The following is a 20,417-nucleotide window of genomic DNA, read 5'->3' as shown; positions in this document are numbered from 1 at the left end:
GGAAGTGAGCAGTTATTACTACTTGATGGCGCAGCTGCCCGGAATCCTTCCGAATCTCCCGCTTCCCGTCACGTACGACCAATTTAAGGAAACTGCCTCGCGTTTTATTTCGGCGCGCGATAATAAAATACTTGCCGCGCTTTCCCTTGAGCCTCCCAGACCCGAGCATAAAACCGGTTCTGTTCTGGTCGATTCCTGGTACGAACGGGAACGCATACTCCGGTTGTGCCTCGAGCGCCTTCGGGCCGCGCGGTTTAAACGCGATGTACATTGGACTCAGGAAGAAGAGGAATCTGTCCTCAAATATCCTGACATCCAGCAGGCGGCTAAAAACGTTTCGGGCTTGGAAAGTCCTTTGGACGCGGAACGCGCACTGGAAAACATCAGAAGAAGCTGGGCCGAATCGCTGAGAGGAAATCATTTTTTCGATTCCGAGGCTCTTTTCGCTTATGCGATTAGCCTCCTTCTGCATGAACGCGGCGATCGCTTTACTAAAGAAGCGGGCCGAGCATCCTATACCTCAATCTATAACCAGATCCTTGGAGAAGAAGCATGACGGATACAAAAGGCACGGTAGTCGCCGTCAACGGCAACATGATCAGCGTCGAATTCGACGGTACGGTTGCCCTTAATGAAGTTGGCTACGTAAAAGTCGGTGAAAAAAAGCTGAAGAGCGAAGTTATCCGCATCCGCGGCGACGTCGCTCAGTTGCAGGTTTTTGAAATTACGAAGGGAATACAGGTAGGAGACACCGTAGAGTTCACGGGAGATCTGCTTGTAGTTGAACTGGGACCGGGCCTTCTCGGCCAGGTGTATGACGGACTCCAGAATCCTCTCCCCGATCTTGCGAAGCAGGCCGGATTCTTTCTCGAAAGAGGAATCTACCTTGATCCCCTTCCGGACGCAACCCGCTGGGAATTTACTCCCGTCGCGAAGGTCGGCGATACCGTGGCCCGCGCCGATACGCTCGGAACCGTCCCCGAGGGCAGTTTTACCCATAGAATCATGGTTCCGTTCGGTTTTCTCGGCTCGTACAAGGTAAAGAGCATCCAGGGGGCCGGTAATTACGCCCTCAGCGATACGATCGCCGAGCTAACCGATGAAAAGGGAAACGTTATCCCCGTTACGATGAGCTTCAAGTGGCCGGTTAAGCGTGCAATAAACTGCTATGCAGAACGCCTCATGCCGACGGAAACTCTCACCACCAAAACAAGAACGATCGATACTTTCTTCCCGGTTGCGAAAGGGGGAACTTATTGCATCCCCGGGCCGTTCGGAGCCGGAAAAACCGTTCTTCAGCACACGACCAGCCGCAACGCTGAGGTCGACATCGTAATCATAGCGGCATGCGGCGAGCGCGCCGGCGAAGTCGTGGAAACCCTCAAGGAATTTCCCGAATTGACCGATCCGCGCACCGGCCGATCTCTTATGGAGCGGACGATCATCATCTGCAATACTTCGTCGATGCCGGTCGCGGCCCGCGAAGCCTCCGTATACACCGGCGTTACTCTCGCTGAATACTATCGGCAGATGGGCCTCGACGTCCTTCTGCTCGCGGACTCTACCAGCCGCTGGGCCCAGGCTCTCCGGGAAATGTCCGGACGCCTCGAGGAGATCCCGGGAGAAGAAGCCTTCCCCGCCTATCTCGAATCGTACATCGCAGCTTTCTATGAACGCGCCGGCATCGTGCGCCTTGCAGACGGATCGACCGGATCGGTTACGATCGGCGGAACGGTATCGCCGGCGGGCGGAAACTTCGAAGAGCCGGTTACCCAGGCGACCTTGAAGGTCGTAGGCGCCTTCCACGGACTTTCCCGCGAGAGGTCCGACGCCCGAAAGTATCCGGCCATCCATCCCCTCGATTCCTGGTCGAAATATCCTTCGATCATTGACTCGCGCTCTGTGTCCTATGCGCGCTCCTTCCTGAGGCGCGGAACAGAAGTCGAGCAGATGATGAAGGTTGTCGGAGAAGAAGGAACCAGCCTGGACGACTTCATCGTCTATCTGAAGGGAAACTTCCTGGATGCGGTCTATCTGCAGCAGAACTCCTTCGATCCCGTCGATGCCGCTGTTTCCACGGAACGGCAGTATTACCTCTTCAAGTTCATTCTGACTGTCCTCGGCACCTCGTTCGATTTCGCGGATAAAGACGCTGCTCGTTCCTGGTTCAATAAAATCAGAATGCTCTTCATCGACTACAACTACGCCGAATGGAAGTCTGATTCGTTCAGAAAGATCGAAAACGAGATTCGCGGATCCCTGGAAGAAATGTCGAAGGGAATCGATCCGGAAGCGGAAAAAATGATCGGCCTTGTGCATGCGCAGGCCGGGACTGCGGAGTAAGCCATGAAAAAGGTATACAGCAAGATTGAATCAATTAACGGCTCTGTCATCACCGTAAAGGCGAGCGGCGTTAAATACGGGGAGCTTGCGGAAATCGAAACCTCCTTCGGGACGTCGCTGGCTGAAGTCAACAAACTCAACGGCGATCTGGTTTCCCTGCAGGTTTTCGCCGGCGGACGCGGTATTTCTACCGGCGACCAGACTCGTTTCCTCGGAAACGAGATGCGCGTAAGCTTTTCCGACAATCTCATGGGGCGCATCTTCAACGGTTCGGGAAATCCCCGCGACTCCGGCCCCGCCCTCAAGGACAACCTCGTACAGATAGGAGGACCCTCGGTCAATCCCTCCAAGCGAATCATGGCCGAACGCATGATCCGCACCGGAATTCCGATGATCGATATGTTCAACACCCTCGTCGTATCCCAGAAGCTCCCGATTTTCTCGATATCCGGCGAGCCCTATAACGAACTGCTCGCCCGCATCGCGATGCAGGCGGAAGTCGACGTTATCGTTCTCGGCGGCATGGGATTGAAGTACGACGATTATCTGGTCTTCAAGGAGACCCTTGAAAACGCCGGAGCGATGAGCAGAACCGTCATGTTCGTGCATACAGCGGCCGATCCGACCGTTGAGTGCCTCATGATTCCCGATATGTGCCTGGCCGTTGGAGAGCAGTTCGCCCTTCAGGGAAAAGACGTTCTGGTTCTCCTCACCGATATGACCAACTTCGCGGACGCCATGAAGGAAATCGCGATCATACAGGAGCAGGTTCCGTCGAACCGCGGATATCCCGGAGATCTTTACAGCCAGCTTGCTGCCCGCTACGAGAAGGCTGTCGATTTCGAAGGCGCCGGTTCGGTAACCATTCTCGCGGTTACCACGATGCCCGGAGACGACGTTACCCATCCTGTTCCCGACAATACCGGCTACATCACGGAAGGCCAGTTCTACCTCAAGAACGGACGCATCGAACCGTTCGGAAGCCTTTCCCGCCTCAAGCAGAACGTAAACGGAAAAACGCGTCCCGATCACCGCGCTCTGATGGACAATATGATCAAGCTATATTCTTCGTATAAGGATACCCTTGAAAAAAAATCCATGGGATTCATGATGTCCGAATGGGACAACAAGCTTCTGAAATACGGACTGCTGTTTGAAAAGCAGATGATGGATCTTTCGGTCAACATCCCGCTCGAGGGAGCGCTCGACGCCGGATGGAAGATTTTAGCAGAGTGTTTCAAACCGGAAGAAACCGGAATCAAGTCGGAACTGATAAACCAGTACTGGCCTAAATAAATAGGACGGGAGCCAATGGCAATTAAGCTGACGAAAAATGAGCTTAAAGCGCAGAAAGAAAGCCTGAAAATGTATCGGCGCTATCTACCTACGCTCCAGCTCAAGAAACAGCAGCTCCAGACCGAGATTCGCACAATCGAGTTGCGGGCCAGGGATGTTCGCGCCCAGCGCGACCGTCTGAACGCCGAATTCGAAGATTGGATCGCCGTGTTCGGAGACTCCGCATCGTTCGCTCCTGACACTGTTCAGGTTCGCGAGGTGCGGACGTCGGTCGGAAACATCGCCGGCGTTTCGATTCCCGTGTTCAGCGGAGCTGATTTCGAGCGCCTGCAGTATGATTTATATCGCACGCCCCTGTGGGTCGACACCGCCTCCGACAGGCTCGAAAAAGTGTTGAGCCTCGATCTTGAAGCCCGTGTTCTCGATGAACAGGTTAGATTGCTTCAACAGGAGCTGCGGACGACTACCCAGCGAGTTAATTTGTTCGAGAAGGTCAAAATTCCGGAAACGCGGGCGAATATCAAGAAAATTACCGTGTATCTGGGAGATCAACAGGTTGCGTCGGTTGTACGGGGCAAAATTTCGAAAAAAAATCTGGAGAAAGCAGGAGAGGAAGGTAAATGATTGTTCCAATGAAGAAAATTACCCTCGTAATGCTTGATGAGGAAAGGCGAACGGCGCTTTCCTCCCTGAGGGATCTCGGCGTTCTCCATATCGAAAAGCGCACCGCTGCGAGCCACGACGTTTCAGAACTTCAGGCGCAACTCTCGCGGATAGATCAGTGCCTGGGCGTGTTATCCGAGATAAAACCGGAAAAGGGACGTGCTCCATCAGCCTCGCTCGACAGGAATTCAGCTCTTTCACTCGTCGACTCTGTTTTCATCCTGCGGGATGAAAAACGGTCCGCTATAGAATTAATAGCGCGGAATGTTGCGGAGATCGAACGATTGTCGCCCTGGGGCGAGGTCGATCCCTCTTCCTTCAACTCGTTGGCGGACCAGGGAATCTACCTCTTTCCGCTTGAAATGTCCGCAGCAAGTTACGCGAAACTCGCAGATTCCGTTAAAACGGTTCTCCTTTCAAAGGAAGGCAAGGTCGCGCGTTGCGTACTCGTTCAGGAAGACGATCTCCTTCCGGAATCCCTGCCTGCTGATGCGGTCGAGCTCGCTCTTCCTGAAATTTCCACCGCTGAGATGAAGGCCCAGGTCGATTCGGCGCGCGCTTCGCTTCCGCGGATTGAAAAAGAGCTTGCAGAATGCGCGCTTAACCTTGCGTCTATCGAAGCCCTCAAACGAGAAATAACCGCAGAACTTGAATTCGAAACCGTTCGCGCCGGGATGGAGAGCATTGAACTTTCCGCGTCGAAGTCGGGATCGCTCGCATGGCTCACTGGTTATGTTCCGACAGAAGACGTGCATCTGGTGAAACAGGCGGCAGCGTCTCATGGGTGGGCGCTTCTTTCAGACGTTCCGTCCGAGGAAGATCTCGTGCCGACCAAGATTCGCAACAACAGGGTTGTAAACCTGATTTCTCCGTTGCTGGAATTTCTCGGCACGGTTCCGGGCTATCGGGAACTCGATATTTCGCTGTGGTTCCTGCTGTTCTTCGGAATTTTCTTTGCGATGATTTTCGGAGACGCAGGCTACGGGTCTCTGTTGGTTCTGATCTCATCCGGTTTGATCGTCTCTTCCCTCAGAAAGGGAAAAAAGGTCGCAACCGGATTGGTAATGTTCCTGTATCTGGGATTGATGACCGTCGTCTGGGGCGTGATCACCTGCACCTGGTTCGGAATTCCGGCGGCCTCGCTTCCGGATGCACTGCGTTCAATCGCTTTGCCGGCATTTTCGAACGAGAATCCCGATTCCGCGACAAATATCAAGATATTCTGCTTCACCCTCGGTTTGATTCAGATCTCTCTGGCTCATGTAATCGGGGTTTTCAGGTACATTAAATCCTTTAAAAGCCTTGGAGAACTGGGGTCGCTGATGATGACCATCGGCATGTATTTCGTCGTTCTGAATCTCGTGGTGGATGCGCAGAAATATCCGCTCACTAATGTGGTGCTCGGCCTTATCGGCGTCGGATTTCTGCTCAACTTCGTATTCATCAATTACGACGGAAGCGTAGGCAAGGGCATTCTTGAGAGTCTGAAGAACATAATCACCATGCTTCTCGGAATCGTAAACATGTTCGGCGACATTATGAGCTATATCCGTCTATGGGCTGTAGGCCTGGCGGGATCGGCGATCAGCGCGACGATCAATTCAATGGCCGGACCATTCCTGGGAGGCTTCATTATTTTCGCCGCTCTTTTGATTCTGTTCTTCGGGCATGGACTCAATTTCGTAATGAACGCGCTTTCTGTTATCGTCCACGGAGTACGACTCAACACGCTTGAGTTCTCAAACCATCTTGGTCTGACCTGGTCAGGCTTTAAATATGAACCGTTCGCAAAAGCGGTAGAAAAATAGGAGAGAAATATGACATTTGGATTATTTGGTGCTGCTGCTGTTCTTGGTATTTCCGCTGTAGGATCCGCAATCGGTCTCGCTCTCGCCGGACAGGCCACTATCGGCGCCTGGAAGCGCTGCTACATGAGCAACAAGCCCGCTCCCTTCATCCTCGTTGCTTTCGCCGGAGCTCCCCTTACGCAGACGATTTACGGATTCCTTCTGATGAACGCCATGCTCGCTTCACAGAAAAGCGACTGGTTCCTTCTCGGAGTCGGACTCGTTTGCAGTCTCGGAATCGCCGCATCCGCGATAGCCCAGGGAGCAGCGGGAGCCGCCGGTTCCGATTCTCTCGCAGAAACAGGCAAGGGCTTTTCCCAGTACATCACCGTCGTCGGTTTGTGCGAAACCGTTGCCCTGTTCGTCATGGTTTTCGGACTTATTTCGGTCTAATTTTTCTCAGAAGGTTAATCGACATGGGCTGTCCGCATACATTCGCGGACAGCCTTTTTTTATTTCTGATTATCGCTCTGTACAACCTTTTTTTTTGCCGATATAGTTATTGATATGAGTAGCACAAAGACTCTCCGCACCGTCGCGCTCGGCGGTTCCGGAATGACAAAGCAGTTGAAAATCGGCGGATCCTCGCCTGTGTCGATACAAACTATGTGGAAGGCTCCTCTTTCTTCTACGGGTCTTGATGAAGTCGCGCGCGAGCTTATGGTATTAGAGCAGCTCGGCTGCGATATCGTGCGCTTCGCGGTTCCGGACATGGATAGCGCCGAAGCGCTTGTCTCTCTTGCTTCGATGACTTCGATGCCATTGGTTGCAGACATTCATTTCGACTGGCGTCTCGCGCTCAAGTGTCTCGACGGAAATGTGGCTAAAATCAGAATAAATCCGGGCAATATCGGTTCCAGGGACAAGGTTCGGGAAGTCGTCTCCAAGGCGAAGGATAAAAATGCCGCCATCAGAATCGGCGTAAATTCCGGATCCCTTCCCGCTGACTTGAGAGAAAAAGTCGAAGCTCAGGCCGCTAAAGGCTCCTCCTCCGCACTAATCCGTGCAGAAGCCCTGGTCGAAGCCGCTTCTCGGGAGGTCGGCGTTTTCGAGGAATTGAACTTTCAAAACTACCTGGTGTCGATGAAGGCTTCCACTGTGGAGGAAACGGTTTTATGCAACGAGGCCTTCGCTTCCCGCTTCGACATTCCGCTTCATTTAGGCGTTACAGAGGCCGGTCCCCTCATCAGCGGAGTTGTGAAAAGCACTCTCGCGTTCTCCCGTCTATTGCCGAAAGGCATCGGTTCGACCGTCAGGGTGAGTTTGTCTGATTCTATTCGGAACGAGGTGATAGCCGGAAGGGAAATCCTTGCGGAGTGCGGCATCAGAACCGGCGGCGTGCGCATCGTTTCCTGCCCGCGCTGCGGAAGAAACGGTTTCGATGTCCACGGCTTCGTCTCCCGATGGGAAACAGAGCTGATGTCGCTGAAGAAAGACATAACAGTCGCGGTTATGGGCTGCGTTGTGAACGGACCTGGAGAGGGAAAACACGCCGATATCGGAATCACCGGAGCCGGCGACAAGGTTCTGATTTTCCGGCGCGGAGAAATTGTTAAAACCGTATCCGTCTCCGACGGATACGAGTCGGCCGATGCGGCTTTTCGGGAAGAGTTGAATAAACTGTAATGCCTGCACAAAAAACGGTTTTTTTGATTATACTATTCTTTTCGTGCGTTTTGAATTCTGTTTCGTCAGCGGAGGAAGAACCCTGGATGATTCTCTCCAGAGCTCAAACAGCGCTGGATAAGGGAGTTCCCGGAGAAGCAATGAGCTTATGCGAGCGCGCGAAGCTTATGCACCGTCAGCGCGTGATCGGAATGAAGGCTGATCTGGTTTCGGCTCTCGACAGCGCCGAGGTCCGCAAAGCGGGAGATTCGATAGCCGAGGTTCAGATCGTCCTTCGCGAGCGAAATGAGACATCTGCGCTGAAAGCTATCGAAGACAGTTTGCGCATGAGCTCGGGAAAACAATCCCTGTCGTCGGTATCAGGGCTCCTCAAGTGGCTTGATAGACGCGTCGCATACCCCGAAGCGGATTTTCTAACCGGTAGAATCTATGAAGCCGAAGGCGAAATATCGTTCGCTCTCAGTTATTATGCAAAGGTCTTGGACTACAGCGATATGCTGTATATTCCCGACGAACGCTACACCGTGTTGTATGAAATGTCCCGGTTGTCCGAATTAATCGGTGATTACAACGGCGCCGAAAAATATTTGCTCACCATTTTGAGCGAAGACGAGCTTTTTACGGCCGGAACCGGATCCGGATCGTTTTTGTCGGCGATGATGAGAACCCTTGCAACCGAAACGACAATGGACAAATTTTTTCTATTGTACAGGCATGACTATTACAGGGGGTATGAAGCCTATCGGCGTCTGTCGGTTCAGTATTTTGCTTTGGGAGAGAAAGGCGAACGGTTGACCGTTGTTTCGTCTCTCGCGGCATTGATCGCTGTCACCCGTCTCTCTCACGCATGCGCGGATGCCGATTTTCAATGGTCCTACTCGAATATTTCCAACTTGATGAAGCGGGTGAATGAGCTGCCTGAAGTACGCGATTGGGCGGACAGGAACGATGTTTGGAAAATGTTGTATTTATACTCTGAAATATTGCTTTCCGGAGGATTTAATACTCAGGCGCAGTATATTCTCGAGGTCCTGGCCGAGAATTCTCCCGATTACACCGTCGCCTCGGCCGCTAAAAATCTTCTGATGTCGGCAAGGTAAAAATTTACCTTGGTTGATTGTTTTCATCATTTTTTTGTACTATAATTTTCAAAATCCCGGGTGTGTTCCGGGTTATTCGTCTGTTTTTTTATCAGGAGTATAAAATGAAAAGGAAAGTGTTGGTTCTTCTTGCCGCCTTGCTGCTTCTTCCTCTTACCGGAGCCTTCTCCTTCGGCGTCGGTCTGCAATTCAACGGGAACGCCGGAGCTGTGTTCGAACCCGGTCCCGCGATAACCTTCAAGCTGGATTCCGTTCCTCTCGTTTTTGCGGTGAATTGGTTTATCGGAGATGATACTACCACCGTGGGTCTTACAGGCGATTACTGGGCAATCAACGATCGACTGGGAAATCTCGGAAGCCTCGGGATCAACTGGTTTTTTGGTTTCGGATTTTTCGCGAACACGGTGTTCGCCGACGAGTTCGGAATAAACGCCGGCATGCGGCTTCCTTTAGGGTTGAATGCCTTCCTTGCGAAAGGAACCTTCGAGCCCTTCATTCAGGTGGCCCCGTCTTTCGGTCTTAACTTCCTGCCTTCCTTCGGGTTATCGGATTTCTTCTTTCCGATTTCCGCCGGTTTCAGAATCTGGTTTAAGTAAGTTTTTTTTTCAAACCGTCCCTTTTCGGGACGGTTTTTTTATGCTAGTATCGATTCGAAAATGCTGAAGGAGTATATATGAGCAAGGTAGTTGTAGGTGCGGATTCGTTGGATGGTTATCTTACGGAGAAAGATTTAGCCTATCTTGACAGGATGGATGGTCTGTACGCGCGGGCGATGGATTCTTTCAAGATTCTCGCCGCCGGCGGTTTCAGTTCCGCTCTGGCGAATGAAGAAAAAAAAGTCATTGAAATATATAATGAAATGGGTCATGTGATGCAGGAGATCTGCAAGGAAGCGCCCGGCATTAAGGTATATTCCTTTGAGACCGAAGAACAAAGCCACGCAGAAGCTTCTCGGGTTATCGCAAAGCTTCGGGACATTAAAACCGGCCATAACGAATTCGTATACTACACGCAGCGCGCATATGAAATGCTCTTCCGTTTGGCATATAACAGAAATCACTCCGAAAATAAAAACTATCTTGTGGTGAAAACCCCCGTCACTGCGCCTGTTCAGAATTACGCAGTGCATAAAATTCCAGATATCGATTATAAAATCGAGAACTCCGTTATGTGCGTAATGCTTCGCGGCGCCCTCCTGCCTTCGATGATCATGTCTAAGGAAATCGAGGAGTATTCTTCTCACGGCTATGTTACTCCTTTTGCGCTGTTCAAGATCAAGCGTGACGATTCGAAGAAAGAAAATAATATGGAATATATTCTTGATTTGGATAAGTCTTTTTTCAATATCGAAGACATGAACGGAAAGGATTTGATTTTTGCCGATCCGATGAACGCTACCGGCGGAAGCCTTGTAACCGTAGTAAAATATCTCATCGACAACGGAGTCAAGCCCCGTTCGATCAGTTTCTTCAACGTTATATCGGCACTGAAAGGCGCCCTTCGGGTCGTCCGCGCCCTTGAAAACTGCACGGTATACACCCTGTGGATGGATCCGGTGCTCAACTCGTCGGCGTACATCATGCCGGGATTGGGAGATGCCGGAGACCGCATCAACGGCAAGGACACCGAAGAGACGCCCCGGAATATCATCCAGCTTGTCGCCGATTACGGCTCCGACATTACCGGCTTGTACCGGTCGCAGCTGCGAAAAATAGAACAGATAGTGCTCGGATCTCATTGATGCGCTCGGGTCTTCTGAAAGCAGCCCTCGTTCTTTTTTCCGTTTGCTTTTTTTCCTGCGCATCAGGAGGAGGAGCGAAGGGCTCTTTCGGCGCTGAATATATGGAATTGGGCGACGGCTATGCCGGCCTGTCAAAATACGACAAAGCCGCCCTTTTCTATCAAAAGGCCGCCGCAGCTCCCGAGTATCGAAATGCCGCAGAGTATTCTCTCGCCCGGGTCAAGGCGTTGTCAGGGGACTGGGGTTCCGCGATTCCGCTGCTCGAAGGGCTTCTCTCACGAGACAGCGAAAATCTGTTAGTTTCATCGGCCTTGGCCTATGCCTACGCGGCTTCCGGAAAAACCGAATCCGCGCTTTCAACCTATGAAGCCTTGTGGCAGAGGTTCAGCGACGATCCTGTTTCCGGCTTAAATTATGTCGATGTTCTCCGGATCGCCGGAGAAAAAGAGAAGGCCTTGGCCGTGCTCGAGGAGATAAAAAATAGATTTCCCGACACCGATCAACAGAAGCGAATCGAAGAAATCGCGGCCAAGCTCGCGGCCCCCGAGGAGACTCCTGAAAGCTCTTCGACGGAAGGCGCTGCTCCGGATCTTGAAGGCGAAAGAACCCCTGCCTCCGGCGCCTCTGAACAGAAGCCGTCGGAAGCGGACGAAGCCCCTGAAGGCTCGCCGGCTTCGACTTAGTCTTTTACTATTTCCTGTCCAGAATCTCCGGATTTCCATCCGAAGCGTTTATGTTCTCTTTCAGCGAATGCCTTTTCAAGAAGAGATTCGATATTCATTTTGTTAAACAATTCGGTGGTTTCAGCTATCTGAGCTTTTAAAACAGGATGCTTCGGCGAAAAGAGCACGCAACAGTCTTCATAGGGCAGAATCGAAATCTCATACGTGCCGATCTCTTTCGCCGTTTGTATGATTTCTTCCTTATCGAGGCCGATTAACGGGCGAAGCACCGGAAAATCGGCGCATGAGTTAGTTACCGAAAGATTTTCTATTGTCTGGCTTGCAACCTGGCCGAGGCTTTCGCCTGTAATGATCGCTTTGGCCCCTGTCGAGCGGCACAGCATGTTGGCAACCTTCATCATCGCCATGCGCAGCATGACGGTAGCGTAATCCGGCGGAGAGTTGTCCCTGATGCATTGCTGGACCTCGGTAAAGGGCACAATATTCAGATGCGTCCCTACGCCGTAGATGGCCAGCCGCTTCGCGAGCGATTCCACTTTTTGTTGAGCCTCGGGAGAGGTGTAGGGGTGTGAATGGAAATAGAGACAATCGATTTTCATTCCGCGTTTCAACATCCTGAATCCTGCGACCGGCGAATCGATTCCGCCCGACAAAAGGAGGAGTCCCTTGCCTCCGGTTCCGCAGGGAAGGCCCCTGTGTCCGGGATGTTCGAAACCGTAAACGAAACAGCGCTCCCTCAATTCGACCCGAATCGTCATGTCGGGTTTATGAACATCTACCGCCATTATTTCTTTATCATATACCGCTTCGCCTGATAATCTCGCGATTTCGTACGAGTTTAAGGGAAACTGTTTATCCGACCGCCGTGCTTCTACCTTGAATGTCCGAACTCCGCGCTTTTTCGCGTCGAGGGCTTCCAGGACGACTGCTTCCCTGATCGCCTGGATATCCTTCGGGACGACGCGGGCCCTCGCCCAGCCGGCGATGCCGACCAGATGAGTGAGCGCATGTTCTATCGATGGAACCGAATCTTCCGGCCCTTCGACATACATTCGGCCTGCGCGAATCTGAACCTTCGTTTTTTTTCCTTCCAGATAGAGGCGGGTGTTTTGGACCAGTCTTTGCTCGAAATCTTTTATATTTCCGCTTTTAAGGGTCAGCTCGCCGACCTTAACCAGATATATCGCGTTTTCCATGTATATGGCTCCTATAGCTCTTTAAGAATGCGCCGCAGGTTTTCGGCGAAAAAGAATATTTCTTCCCGTGTTGTTCGATGGCCGAACGAGACCCTGAACGCGTTTTGAGAAACCTCGGAAGAAATTTTCATCGCATGCAGAATCGGCCGCTTGATTTTTTTGGATGAACATGCCGAACCTGTCGATATGCATATGTTATGCCCGGAAAGAGCCCTAACCAACACCTCACCGGGAAGCGCCTCGTTCGAGAGCTGAATAATCCACGGAGAAAAGCGTTCGTCGCCAGGCGAACGCGATTCAGGTATGGTCTTTACTCCGGGGATTCCGGCAAGAAGTTCGAAGGCATACGCCTCTATGCTCCTGCCGTACTCGTATATTTCCGGATTGCATGCTCGCTCGAGGCAGCGGGACAGCGCCCATGCGCCGAATAGATTCTCAGTACCGGGCCGCAGTCCTCCTTCCTGACCGCCGCCGCGTATAAACGGCTCAAGACGTTTTCCCATGTAGAGAAGCCCGATGCCGCGCGGACCGCCGATTTTATGCGCGCTGACGGAGAAAGAATCGATCTCGCTCAGCAGATGCACGAAGGGAATTTTTCCAGCGCATTGCACTCCGTCCACATGGAAAAAAACAGACCGTCTGTTTTCCTTTCGCGCCGCCAGGGTTTTAGAGATCTCCGAAATCGGATTTATAGCGCCGGTTTCATTATTCACAGCCATTATCGCGACGAGGGCTGTATCGTCTTGAATAGCTCTGGACACCGCCTCAGGCGTGATAATTCCGCTGCTGTCGCAGGGTATGGTGATGATCTTCCAGCCGGCGTTCGCCATCATTTTCGCCTGTTCTGAAATGGCGGGATGTTCGGTCGCTCCGACGGCGATCGAGCCTTTCGATGATCTTCCGATCAGGGAGAGAAGGGGGATGTGATTCGATTCCGTTCCTCCCGATGTGAAAAGCAATTTCTCGCTTGAGACCTTCATAACCGAAGCCGTTCGCTCCCGGGCTTCTTCCAGCTTCGCCTCGGCTTTTTTACCGAGCACGTGGAGGCTTGATGGATTCGCCCAGTTTTCCATCGAGAGGGTCAGCGCTTCTTCAAGGATATCCTGTTCCGGAGGGCTCGCGGCCGCCCAATCCAGATATGCATTCATGCCAGTACCGCCAAAACCTCGGCGTCGGGAACCGGCGTAACCAGGGTCGAGTTGATTTCGCGCTGGAGAACGAATCTGACGACGCCGCCTTTTTTCTTTTTATCGTTTTTCATCGCATTCAAAAGGAGCTGCGGCGTCTCGGCCTCGTTTCGCCCTGCCAGAACAGGATGCACGGGAGCAATCGAATACCCGTACGAGGCGATAAGCCCGGTTGCTTCTTTCGCCCAATCCAGGTCTGTTATTCCGGCTCGTTTACCGAGTTCCAGCGCTCTTGCGATTCCCCAGGCGACCGCCTCGCCGTGGCTTATCGTGCCGAGTCCTGCGACGGTTTCAAGCGCATGGGCGAAGGTATGCCCCAGATTCAGGAACATCCGTTCCCCTGTTTCCTTCAGGTCTCGCTCCACGACATGGGCTTTTGCCTGCACGCACCGCTTGACGATCTCGAGAAGCAGATCGCCGTCTCTTGAAAGAATCGATTCCTTTTTCTCCCAAAGGATTTGGTATAGTTTCGGGGCATACAGCATTGCCGTCTTGACCACTTCAGCGAGTCCCGACATGAATTCCGCCTGGGGGAGCGTTCTCAGCGCGTCTACGGAAATGTGTATCTCCTGGGCTGGATAAAAGGTTCCCACGCAATTTTTAAAATTTCCGAAATCGACGCCGGTTTTACCGCCTACCGCGGCGTCCGCCATGGCGAGAAGCGTCGTAGGAACAAGACAGAGACCAGCTCCCCGCATGTAAAGAGACGCCGCGAAAGCGGTCATATCCGTGACCACTCCGCCGCCGAAGCCGACGAAAACGCTGTCTCGGGCCAATCCCGCGTTCAGCGCCGCTTCCAGAATTCGTTCTACGCTGGAAAGCTGTTTTTCTTCCTCTCCGGGGGCAAGCACAACCAGAGGCATCGAGGAATCGAAGTTTTTAGCCTTTTGAAGCAGCGGCAGGGTGTTTTCGTCCGCTACGTAGATTCCGCCCGAGCGCGGCAATACGGGTATGGTTATTGTTTTATGAAAAAAAACCGCGACGGGGCCTGTTTGCACCGTAAAAGTAAAACTGTCCATGAGTGCATATTAGTAAGTATTCTCGTCCATTGCAAGGAAGTCTGCGCGCACCTTTTCCAACCGTGCAAGCTCTCTGCGAATTGTTCTGCCGTAATCAAGTTTTTTAACCGCAATTCTTTCCCTCTCGTCTTCCCAAGCCTGCAGATCCTGCAAGAATAGAAAGCGGAATTGACTCTGATTAGCTTTTTCAGCCCAGAGCGCGGCCTCGTTCCAGTACACGAGGGCTGTCGTATAACAGGATTCGGCGGTTTTCAGGCTGTCCAGGTTCTGTTCTTTCCAGGGAGCGTTGAAAAAATAAGCGTTTTGTTTATCCCACTTCGAACCGAGCCTGAGATGCTGTTCAACGAGTTTCAGATTTATATGCATCATAAAAAGATAGCGATACTTTTCCCAGTCTTTTTCGTTCTCTATTTTGCCCATCGCATAGAGGGGGTTCGCGAAATCCGCTTCGACTGCGCGTTCAAGCCAATAGATGTTTTCCATCGCGTCGTCAGGGTATTGGTTGTAATGGACATGATACAATTCATAAAACTGTTCTTTGTAGCGGACTACCCAGGAGGACGAAGGCGCGGCAACGCTGAAAAGAACGCATGCGAATATGACGAATTTGTTAAAGTGCGAGAGGAAGCGCCTCATGTCTCAATGATCGGCTTGTTCCGGATGATACTCCAGATTTTTTCGGAGATTTCTTGAATTCCGAGCGACGCGTCTATTACCACGATTTTCATTTCCGGATGTTCGATTCTATAGTGTTCGAGTATTGAGGCGTAGCGATTTCTCAGAATGCGCTGAAACTCTCTTTTCTCGTATATCTCTAATCGGGCATTTCTTTTCTCGACGCGGTTCATCGCCGCGTCAGCGTCCAGATCGAAATAGAAGAGGTATTCGGGCAGGGGAAACTCCGCGTTTAATTGCTCTGCCAGTTGCGGATCCCCCGCTGATCCCTGATAGGCGAGGGTGGAAAAGAGATATCGGTCGGAGATCACTGTTTTTCCCGCTTTCGTTTGCTCAAGAATGCCGTCTGAGCCGTAAATGTGTTCGCCCCGGTCGGCAGCGAAGAGCCGCGCCATCGTATCCGCTGTAAATCGATATTCGCCGGATAGCCCTCTGCGTATCAATGCGCCTATAGGTCCCGTAGTCGGTTCGCAGGTTACGATAAGCTCCCGTCCTTCATTCTCTTCGCGGAGGAATCGTTCTTTTATCAGCTTCAATTGAGTAGTTGTTCCCGTTCCGTCGATGCCTTCGAAAACAAAAAAATTGCGTACTATCATGATAGGATAATAGCGGAAATTCTGTTATGATACTACTCTGGCATGAAACGTCCCGTTATACTTTATACGATTGAAATACTCCTGTTCCTTGCCCTGTTAGCGGTATCTCTGGTTCTCGTTGTCCCCGCAACCAAAAAAATGGATGCCTATCTGTCCGATGCCCGCGATTCGCTGGTTGCAAAGCTGGAGAAGGTTTCCGGCTTGGGCGTGAGCTATCATTCGCTTTCTCCCTCTATTTTCAGGTCGTTGGAAATACATGATTTAGTCGTACACGACCGACTCTCGAATGTGCAGCTTGCCCGCATCGAACGGGTATCAATCCGGTTCTCCGTAGTGTCGCTTTTATTGGGGAATACCGAAAATGTCGTCGAGCGAATTACGCTTGAAAACGGCTCTGTTTCTTTTTCACTCCCCGGCCAACAGGAACTCTTCGATACGCTTTCCTCGCTATTTGCGGTTGGGTCGGGCAACGAGGCTCGATCAGGTTCCGACCAATCGTCAAAGCCTGTTTTCATCAAGGCTCCGGAGGTTACTCTACGTAATTTGTCTTTTCGCTACACCCAGGACGACTCGGTTGTATCCGGCCTGATCTCCTCCGGTTCTGCTAAAATCGACGGTTCGGAAATAGATTTTTCGATGGAGACGAAATTACGCGTGCAATCGGGAGACGATTCGCCGGTATTTCCCTTGAAAGGCAATGTATCCCTCGAAGGCAGGTTCGATAGATCCCTTACCGCGGGTTCCGCCAAAATCATCGTGAAGACTCTTGAATCTCCGTCGTTCAGCGTATCAAGGATTGGATTGGTCGCATCGATCAACGAATCTGTCTTGACTCTCGATACTGTTCAGGATCTTCAGCCGGTGGATATCGGTTTGAGTTATGATTTCGCCTCCCGCACTATTGCGGGCTCTTTTCGTTCCGAACAGCTTCTTCCGTTTCGATGGATCAATATTCGTACTGTCCAGTCCTCGATTCGCGGTCTTGCGGATTTGACTGTATCGGGGAAAATGGATTTTTCATTCAATGAAAACGATGGTTTTCAGGGAACGTATGCGCTCGATTCAGGAGTGCCCGACTCTTTCTACGGCGGAGGAAACCTGATTCTTGACGGGAACATTTCTTCATCCGGGTTGACTATTTCAGAAGGATCCTTCAAGGGGCCTCTCAGCGACATACTAACAAGCCTTTCCCTCGAATTCGGCTCCTGGATACCGGAAGGTTTTCTTTCCGTGAAGAAACTGATTCTTCCAAATGCCCTGGCAGCCTCAGGAGACGCTTATTTCGTCCGGGAGAATTCAGGCTTTTCCTGTGTTGTTCCTTCGTTGTCTATAGGCTCTATCGTGTATAATTCGATCGAGCTCAGGGCTGCTCCCGAAGGGGATGGGTACGATCTTCGTCTTGCTGCCCGCGACTCGATGGGTTCCTTGGGGTTTGAAGGAACCTTCTCCCGGGACGAAGAGACCTTTCTCCAGGGGTTTTTCTTTTGCGACTCGCTGAGCCTCTCCGACCTGATTTCTACCGGTCTTATTGCTTCAGGCGGCGGAAATTCTGCCGCGCCTGCTATTCCTGAGGGGGTGTCATCCGCCGCCGTGACAACAGAGATTTACTTTTCTACGGATTTTCAGGGATTTTCGTTCAACTGTCCCCGGCTAGTAATGGCTCCTACCGATACTGAATCGTACTATTTGCTACTTTCTGCGAACGGTAACAATGACGAAGTTCAAATCAGCAATATCGAGTTTTCCTCCTCAGCAGCCGAAATAACGGGCAATTTTCTCGCCTCCTTCGGCGGTTCCGACGATCTTCTATTCTCGAGCTCTCTTTCCGTGAATCAATATCCGTTTCAGTTTTCCGGTTTGTTCGGAAACAGAACGCTCTCGATATACGGCGATTACGGTCTCGCGCTTTCCATTTTATTCGATGTCGCCGGAGGGGTTTCCGGTTCCTTTAAATCGAACGGATTGCCCGTACCGATTTCAGGATTGGTTTTTTCGCTATCCAGCGAAGCGAGTTTCGCCTATCTGTCTTCAACCAGCTGGGATGCGGCAATCGACAGCCTTGAAATCGAAGAACTCGGAACCCTGCTCCCTCTGGGAACCGTGCTTACGGCCTCCGGTTCCATCGATCCTTCGGGCGTATTCCTGAAAGACGTCAGTATAATCGATCAATATTCCCGAATATCCGGGACCGCGTCTCTCGGCATTCTGCCGGGCGGTGTTTTCGGTTCCCGGTATTTGCTTGACGCTTCGTTGTCTTCAGCAGATAGCGGCGAAAAAATCGCATTCGATTCGGTGATATCCAGCGGCTCGGAAGTGTATATCGACGCCCGTTTTTCGCTTGAAGCATTCCCTTTAATGCGCATTGCGGCAGGCCAGACGCCGGCGAATTTAATGACTGCTTCGGGCACGCTCAGCGGATCCCTCGATACCCTGTATTCCTCCGTAGATATCGTAAGTTCATCAATGCGGCTGGGCGAATCGAATCTTGAGGTCAAGGGGAAAGCGACTTTAGAGGATAACGTGGTTTCGGTCACCGGATTGAACGCGTATTGGAGCGGTCATTCCCTGAGCGATTTTTCCGGCAGCTACAATCTTCGTTCTCAGCGCGCCGAAATTACTTCGCAGTGGACTTCGGTTCTAGGGAAACGCACAGCCCGTTCGGGTCTGTCTTTCACTTTTATGGGCCAAAGCCTTCAATCGAACAACGACGATCAGAGGTATTCGATTCCCGATATTTTTACCGTTGAGTTGACGTTTGAAGATTTCTCGTGGGGCTCTCTGGTTTTCGATAAGCCCGTTTCCGCGTTGTTGGTGCGAGAGCAGGGAGTCACCGCGTTATATGCAGGCGAGAACGAAAAAGTCACCGGATACCTTCTGGATGACGGCACCTTCTCTCTGTCGGCCGCGCCCGGACTTGCAGTTTCGTTTCAATCGAACGGTTTCATCAGGAACTCCGAGTTGGATCTGCAAGTGTCTAACCTCATGATCGACATCGCCGATCTCTGGCCCCTGACCGGAATCGATTTTTTTTCTCTTGATTCCGGCAAAATTTCCGGCGACCTTACGATCACCGGATTGATGGCCGATCCTGATTTTTCCGGAACATTGAACGTTTCCGACTGCTATTATGCCGTTCCAAACGTGTTGAAGGGCCGTCATGGACCTATTTCTTTCGCGGTAGAAGCACGGGATAAAAATGTTTCCATTCCGTCCCTCCTTCTTGATATATCAGGCGCGAATGCCCTGATGGAAGCAAGCGCGGAATTCGACGGTTGGTTTCCTTCAATATTTAAAGTCTCCGGCCGTACGATCGGCTCCGCCGTTCCCGTCGATTTCAATAATTCATTATTCAGAGCGGCCGGTTTCGCATCCTTCGACATTGCCTTGCTGATCGACGAACGCGCCGTGAACCTGGCCGGAAAAGCCGATTTTCAAAAGGGTTATTTTTCAATGTTCACTCCGGGCCAGTCAAAAAGCGGCGATGCAAGCGAATCCGACCGCGATCTGCTGCTTGATTTGAATATAGCGATAGGAAAACAGGTTGAATTTCGTTGGCCCTCGCCGGAACTGGCCTTTATCCGCGGCTTGATACAGGCCGACGAACCGCTGTCCATCAAGATAGACAGCAGCCAGGATTCGTTTCTGCTAAAAGGAAACGCCGCTCTTCGTGGAGGCGAAATCTTTTATTTGAAGCGGAATTTTTACTTGAGGCAGGGCAGCATCACCTTGAACGAAACCCAGAATCTTTTCGATCCCTACGTAACCATCCGCGCTGAAATCCGGGAACGGGATATCGACGGAGAGTTCGTTCGCATTATTTTGAGCGTCGACAATCAGCCGCTTTCCCTGTTTTCTCCCGTCTTATCGTCGGATCCAGTGCGTTCCGAGACTGAAATATTGACGCTCATGGGGCAAGTGACCACAGGGGACGCATCACAGGATACCTTTTTCAAGGATTTGGTAATTACATCCTCCGATGTGTTAACCCAGCTGAGTATTTTTAGAAATACGGAAAATGCCGTTCGGGATTTTCTCCATCTGGATCTTTTTTCAATACGTACGCTTGTTTTGCAAAATGCGTTGCTCGGCCAAAGCGGGCTTGATACGGATTCTACCGGCATGACAATCGGTAACTATTTCGACAACACGACTGTTTATATCGGTAAATATCTGGGATCAGCGATCTATGCCGATGCTCTTTTGCATTTCAGCTATTATGATCCCCGTTCAGCCGTTCAGGCGGAAACTCTGATCGAGCCGTACGGCAATCTGCTTGCCCAGCCGGAGATAGGCTTCGAGGTGAATACGCCTCTATTCCTTCTTCGATGGGGATTCAGCCCGGAACATCGCGACACCCTGTTCGTCGCTGACAATTCGGTTACTCTTTCATGGAAGTTTTCATACTGACCTGTTTTATGATATAGTTCACCCTTAAGGAGCTCTTC

At 51.5% G+C, this 20,417-nt stretch carries 17 protein-coding genes; 12 read left to right on the top strand and 5 right to left on the bottom strand.

What is annotated here, in order from left to right; translation table 11 throughout:
• The first annotated feature begins 4 nt into the window (after positions 1-4).
• The 11 genes from K7J14_RS08710 to K7J14_RS08660 all read left to right on the top strand — a co-directional run bounded on the left by K7J14_RS08710 (position 5) and on the right by K7J14_RS08660 (position 11,299).
• Positions 5-556, top strand: coding sequence for a DUF2764 domain-containing protein (locus K7J14_RS08710; protein WP_230755347.1), 552 nt, complete (start codon positions 5-7; stop codon positions 554-556).
• A complete protein-coding gene (locus K7J14_RS08705; RefSeq protein WP_230755345.1) occupies positions 553-2,343 on the top strand; it encodes a V-type ATP synthase subunit A in 1,791 nt (596 codons plus the stop codon). The genes K7J14_RS08710 and K7J14_RS08705 overlap by 4 nt, the downstream gene beginning before the upstream one ends.
• A 3-nt stretch (positions 2,344-2,346) precedes the next feature.
• A complete protein-coding gene (locus tag K7J14_RS08700; RefSeq protein WP_230755342.1) occupies positions 2,347-3,639 on the top strand; it encodes a V-type ATP synthase subunit B in 1,293 nt (430 codons plus the stop codon).
• Between the two features lie 15 nt (positions 3,640-3,654).
• Positions 3,655-4,263: a V-type ATP synthase subunit D gene (locus K7J14_RS08695; RefSeq protein WP_230755341.1), complete on the top strand. Its 609-nt coding sequence runs from the start codon at positions 3,655-3,657 to the stop codon at positions 4,261-4,263.
• Entirely contained in the window at positions 4,260-6,110 is a 1,851-nt protein-coding gene (locus tag K7J14_RS08690; protein ID WP_230755339.1) for a V-type ATP synthase subunit I, read from the top strand. The genes K7J14_RS08695 and K7J14_RS08690 overlap by 4 nt, the downstream gene beginning before the upstream one ends.
• A gap of 9 nt (positions 6,111-6,119) precedes the next feature.
• Positions 6,120-6,542, top strand: coding sequence for a V-type ATP synthase subunit K (locus K7J14_RS08685; RefSeq protein WP_230755337.1), 423 nt, complete (start codon positions 6,120-6,122; stop codon positions 6,540-6,542).
• A 114-nt stretch (positions 6,543-6,656) separates the two neighbouring features.
• Positions 6,657-7,775, top strand: coding sequence for a (E)-4-hydroxy-3-methylbut-2-enyl-diphosphate synthase (ispG, locus tag K7J14_RS08680; protein ID WP_230755335.1), 1,119 nt, complete (start codon positions 6,657-6,659; stop codon positions 7,773-7,775).
• A 50-nt stretch (positions 7,776-7,825) separates the two neighbouring features.
• Entirely contained in the window at positions 7,826-8,875 is a 1,050-nt protein-coding gene (locus K7J14_RS08675) for a hypothetical protein (protein WP_230755333.1), read from the top strand.
• Positions 8,876-8,979: 104 nt separating this feature from the next.
• Positions 8,980-9,471, top strand: coding sequence for a hypothetical protein (locus K7J14_RS08670; RefSeq protein ID WP_230755331.1), 492 nt, complete (start codon positions 8,980-8,982; stop codon positions 9,469-9,471).
• A gap of 77 nt (positions 9,472-9,548) precedes the next feature.
• Entirely contained in the window at positions 9,549-10,616 is a 1,068-nt protein-coding gene (locus tag K7J14_RS08665; RefSeq protein WP_230755329.1) for a uracil phosphoribosyltransferase, read from the top strand.
• Positions 10,616-11,299 (top strand): tetratricopeptide repeat protein, encoded by a 684-nt coding sequence (locus K7J14_RS08660; RefSeq protein WP_230755327.1) that lies wholly within the window; start codon positions 10,616-10,618, stop codon positions 11,297-11,299. The genes K7J14_RS08665 and K7J14_RS08660 overlap by 1 nt, the downstream gene beginning before the upstream one ends.
• Here K7J14_RS08660 and thiI read toward each other — a convergent pair.
• Genes thiI through tmk form a run of 5 tightly spaced genes read right to left on the bottom strand, consistent with a single transcriptional unit; the run spans position 11,296 to position 15,972 of the window.
• Positions 11,296-12,495, bottom strand: a complete 1,200-nt coding sequence (gene thiI / locus K7J14_RS08655; RefSeq protein ID WP_230755325.1) for a tRNA uracil 4-sulfurtransferase ThiI — start codon at positions 12,493-12,495, stop codon at positions 11,296-11,298. The genes K7J14_RS08660 and thiI overlap by 4 nt on opposite strands.
• A gap of 11 nt (positions 12,496-12,506) precedes the next feature.
• Entirely contained in the window at positions 12,507-13,643 is a 1,137-nt protein-coding gene (locus tag K7J14_RS08650) for a cysteine desulfurase family protein (protein ID WP_230755323.1), read from the bottom strand.
• On the bottom strand, positions 13,640-14,701 hold the full coding sequence (locus K7J14_RS08645) for a 3-dehydroquinate synthase (RefSeq protein ID WP_230755321.1): 1,062 nt from the start codon (positions 14,699-14,701) through the stop codon (positions 13,640-13,642). Before K7J14_RS08645 ends, K7J14_RS08650 begins: the two co-directional genes overlap by 4 nt.
• A 9-nt stretch (positions 14,702-14,710) precedes the next feature.
• Positions 14,711-15,337 carry a hypothetical protein gene (locus K7J14_RS08640; protein ID WP_230755319.1) on the bottom strand — a complete coding sequence of 209 codons (627 nt, stop codon included), beginning with the start codon at positions 15,335-15,337 and terminating at the stop codon, positions 14,711-14,713.
• Entirely contained in the window at positions 15,334-15,972 is a 639-nt protein-coding gene (gene tmk / locus K7J14_RS08635) for a dTMP kinase (protein ID WP_230755317.1), read from the bottom strand. Before tmk ends, K7J14_RS08640 begins: the two co-directional genes overlap by 4 nt.
• Positions 15,973-16,014: 42 nt before the next feature.
• On the opposite strand from tmk, the gene K7J14_RS08630 reads away from it, so the two are divergent.
• A complete protein-coding gene (locus K7J14_RS08630) occupies positions 16,015-20,379 on the top strand; it encodes a translocation/assembly module TamB (protein ID WP_230755315.1) in 4,365 nt (1,454 codons plus the stop codon).
• Positions 20,380-20,417 lie beyond the last annotated feature (38 nt).

It is taken from the genome of Teretinema zuelzerae (genome assembly GCF_021021555.1).
Lineage (GTDB): Bacteria > Spirochaetota > Spirochaetia > Treponematales > Treponemataceae > Teretinema > Teretinema zuelzerae.
This window is presented reverse-complemented; position numbering and strand designations above follow the sequence as displayed.

Excerpts from the sequence above, each read along its gene's own strand:
- K7J14_RS08705 (WP_230755345.1), top strand. The coding sequence starts at position 553 with ATGACGGATACAAAAGGCACGGTAGTCGCCGTCAACGGCAACATGATC.
- K7J14_RS08700 (WP_230755342.1), top strand. The coding sequence starts at position 2,347 with ATGAAAAAGGTATACAGCAAGATTGAATCAATTAACGGCTCTGTCATC.
- K7J14_RS08695 (WP_230755341.1), top strand. The coding sequence starts at position 3,655 with ATGGCAATTAAGCTGACGAAAAATGAGCTTAAAGCGCAGAAAGAAAGC.
- K7J14_RS08690 (WP_230755339.1), top strand. The coding sequence starts at position 4,260 with ATGATTGTTCCAATGAAGAAAATTACCCTCGTAATGCTTGATGAGGAA.
- K7J14_RS08685 (WP_230755337.1), top strand. The coding sequence starts at position 6,120 with ATGACATTTGGATTATTTGGTGCTGCTGCTGTTCTTGGTATTTCCGCT.
- ispG (WP_230755335.1), top strand. The coding sequence starts at position 6,657 with ATGAGTAGCACAAAGACTCTCCGCACCGTCGCGCTCGGCGGTTCCGGA.
- K7J14_RS08670 (WP_230755331.1), top strand. The coding sequence starts at position 8,980 with ATGAAAAGGAAAGTGTTGGTTCTTCTTGCCGCCTTGCTGCTTCTTCCT.
- K7J14_RS08665 (WP_230755329.1), top strand. The coding sequence starts at position 9,549 with ATGAGCAAGGTAGTTGTAGGTGCGGATTCGTTGGATGGTTATCTTACG.
- K7J14_RS08660 (WP_230755327.1), top strand. The coding sequence starts at position 10,616 with ATGCGCTCGGGTCTTCTGAAAGCAGCCCTCGTTCTTTTTTCCGTTTGC.
- thiI (WP_230755325.1), bottom strand. The coding sequence starts at position 12,495 with ATGGAAAACGCGATATATCTGGTTAAGGTCGGCGAGCTGACCCTTAAA.
- K7J14_RS08650 (WP_230755323.1), bottom strand. The coding sequence starts at position 13,643 with ATGAATGCATATCTGGATTGGGCGGCCGCGAGCCCTCCGGAACAGGAT.
- K7J14_RS08645 (WP_230755321.1), bottom strand. The coding sequence starts at position 14,701 with ATGGACAGTTTTACTTTTACGGTGCAAACAGGCCCCGTCGCGGTTTTT.
- K7J14_RS08640 (WP_230755319.1), bottom strand. The coding sequence starts at position 15,337 with ATGAGGCGCTTCCTCTCGCACTTTAACAAATTCGTCATATTCGCATGC.
- tmk (WP_230755317.1), bottom strand. The coding sequence starts at position 15,972 with ATGATAGTACGCAATTTTTTTGTTTTCGAAGGCATCGACGGAACGGGA.
- K7J14_RS08630 (WP_230755315.1), top strand. The coding sequence starts at position 16,015 with ATGAAACGTCCCGTTATACTTTATACGATTGAAATACTCCTGTTCCTT.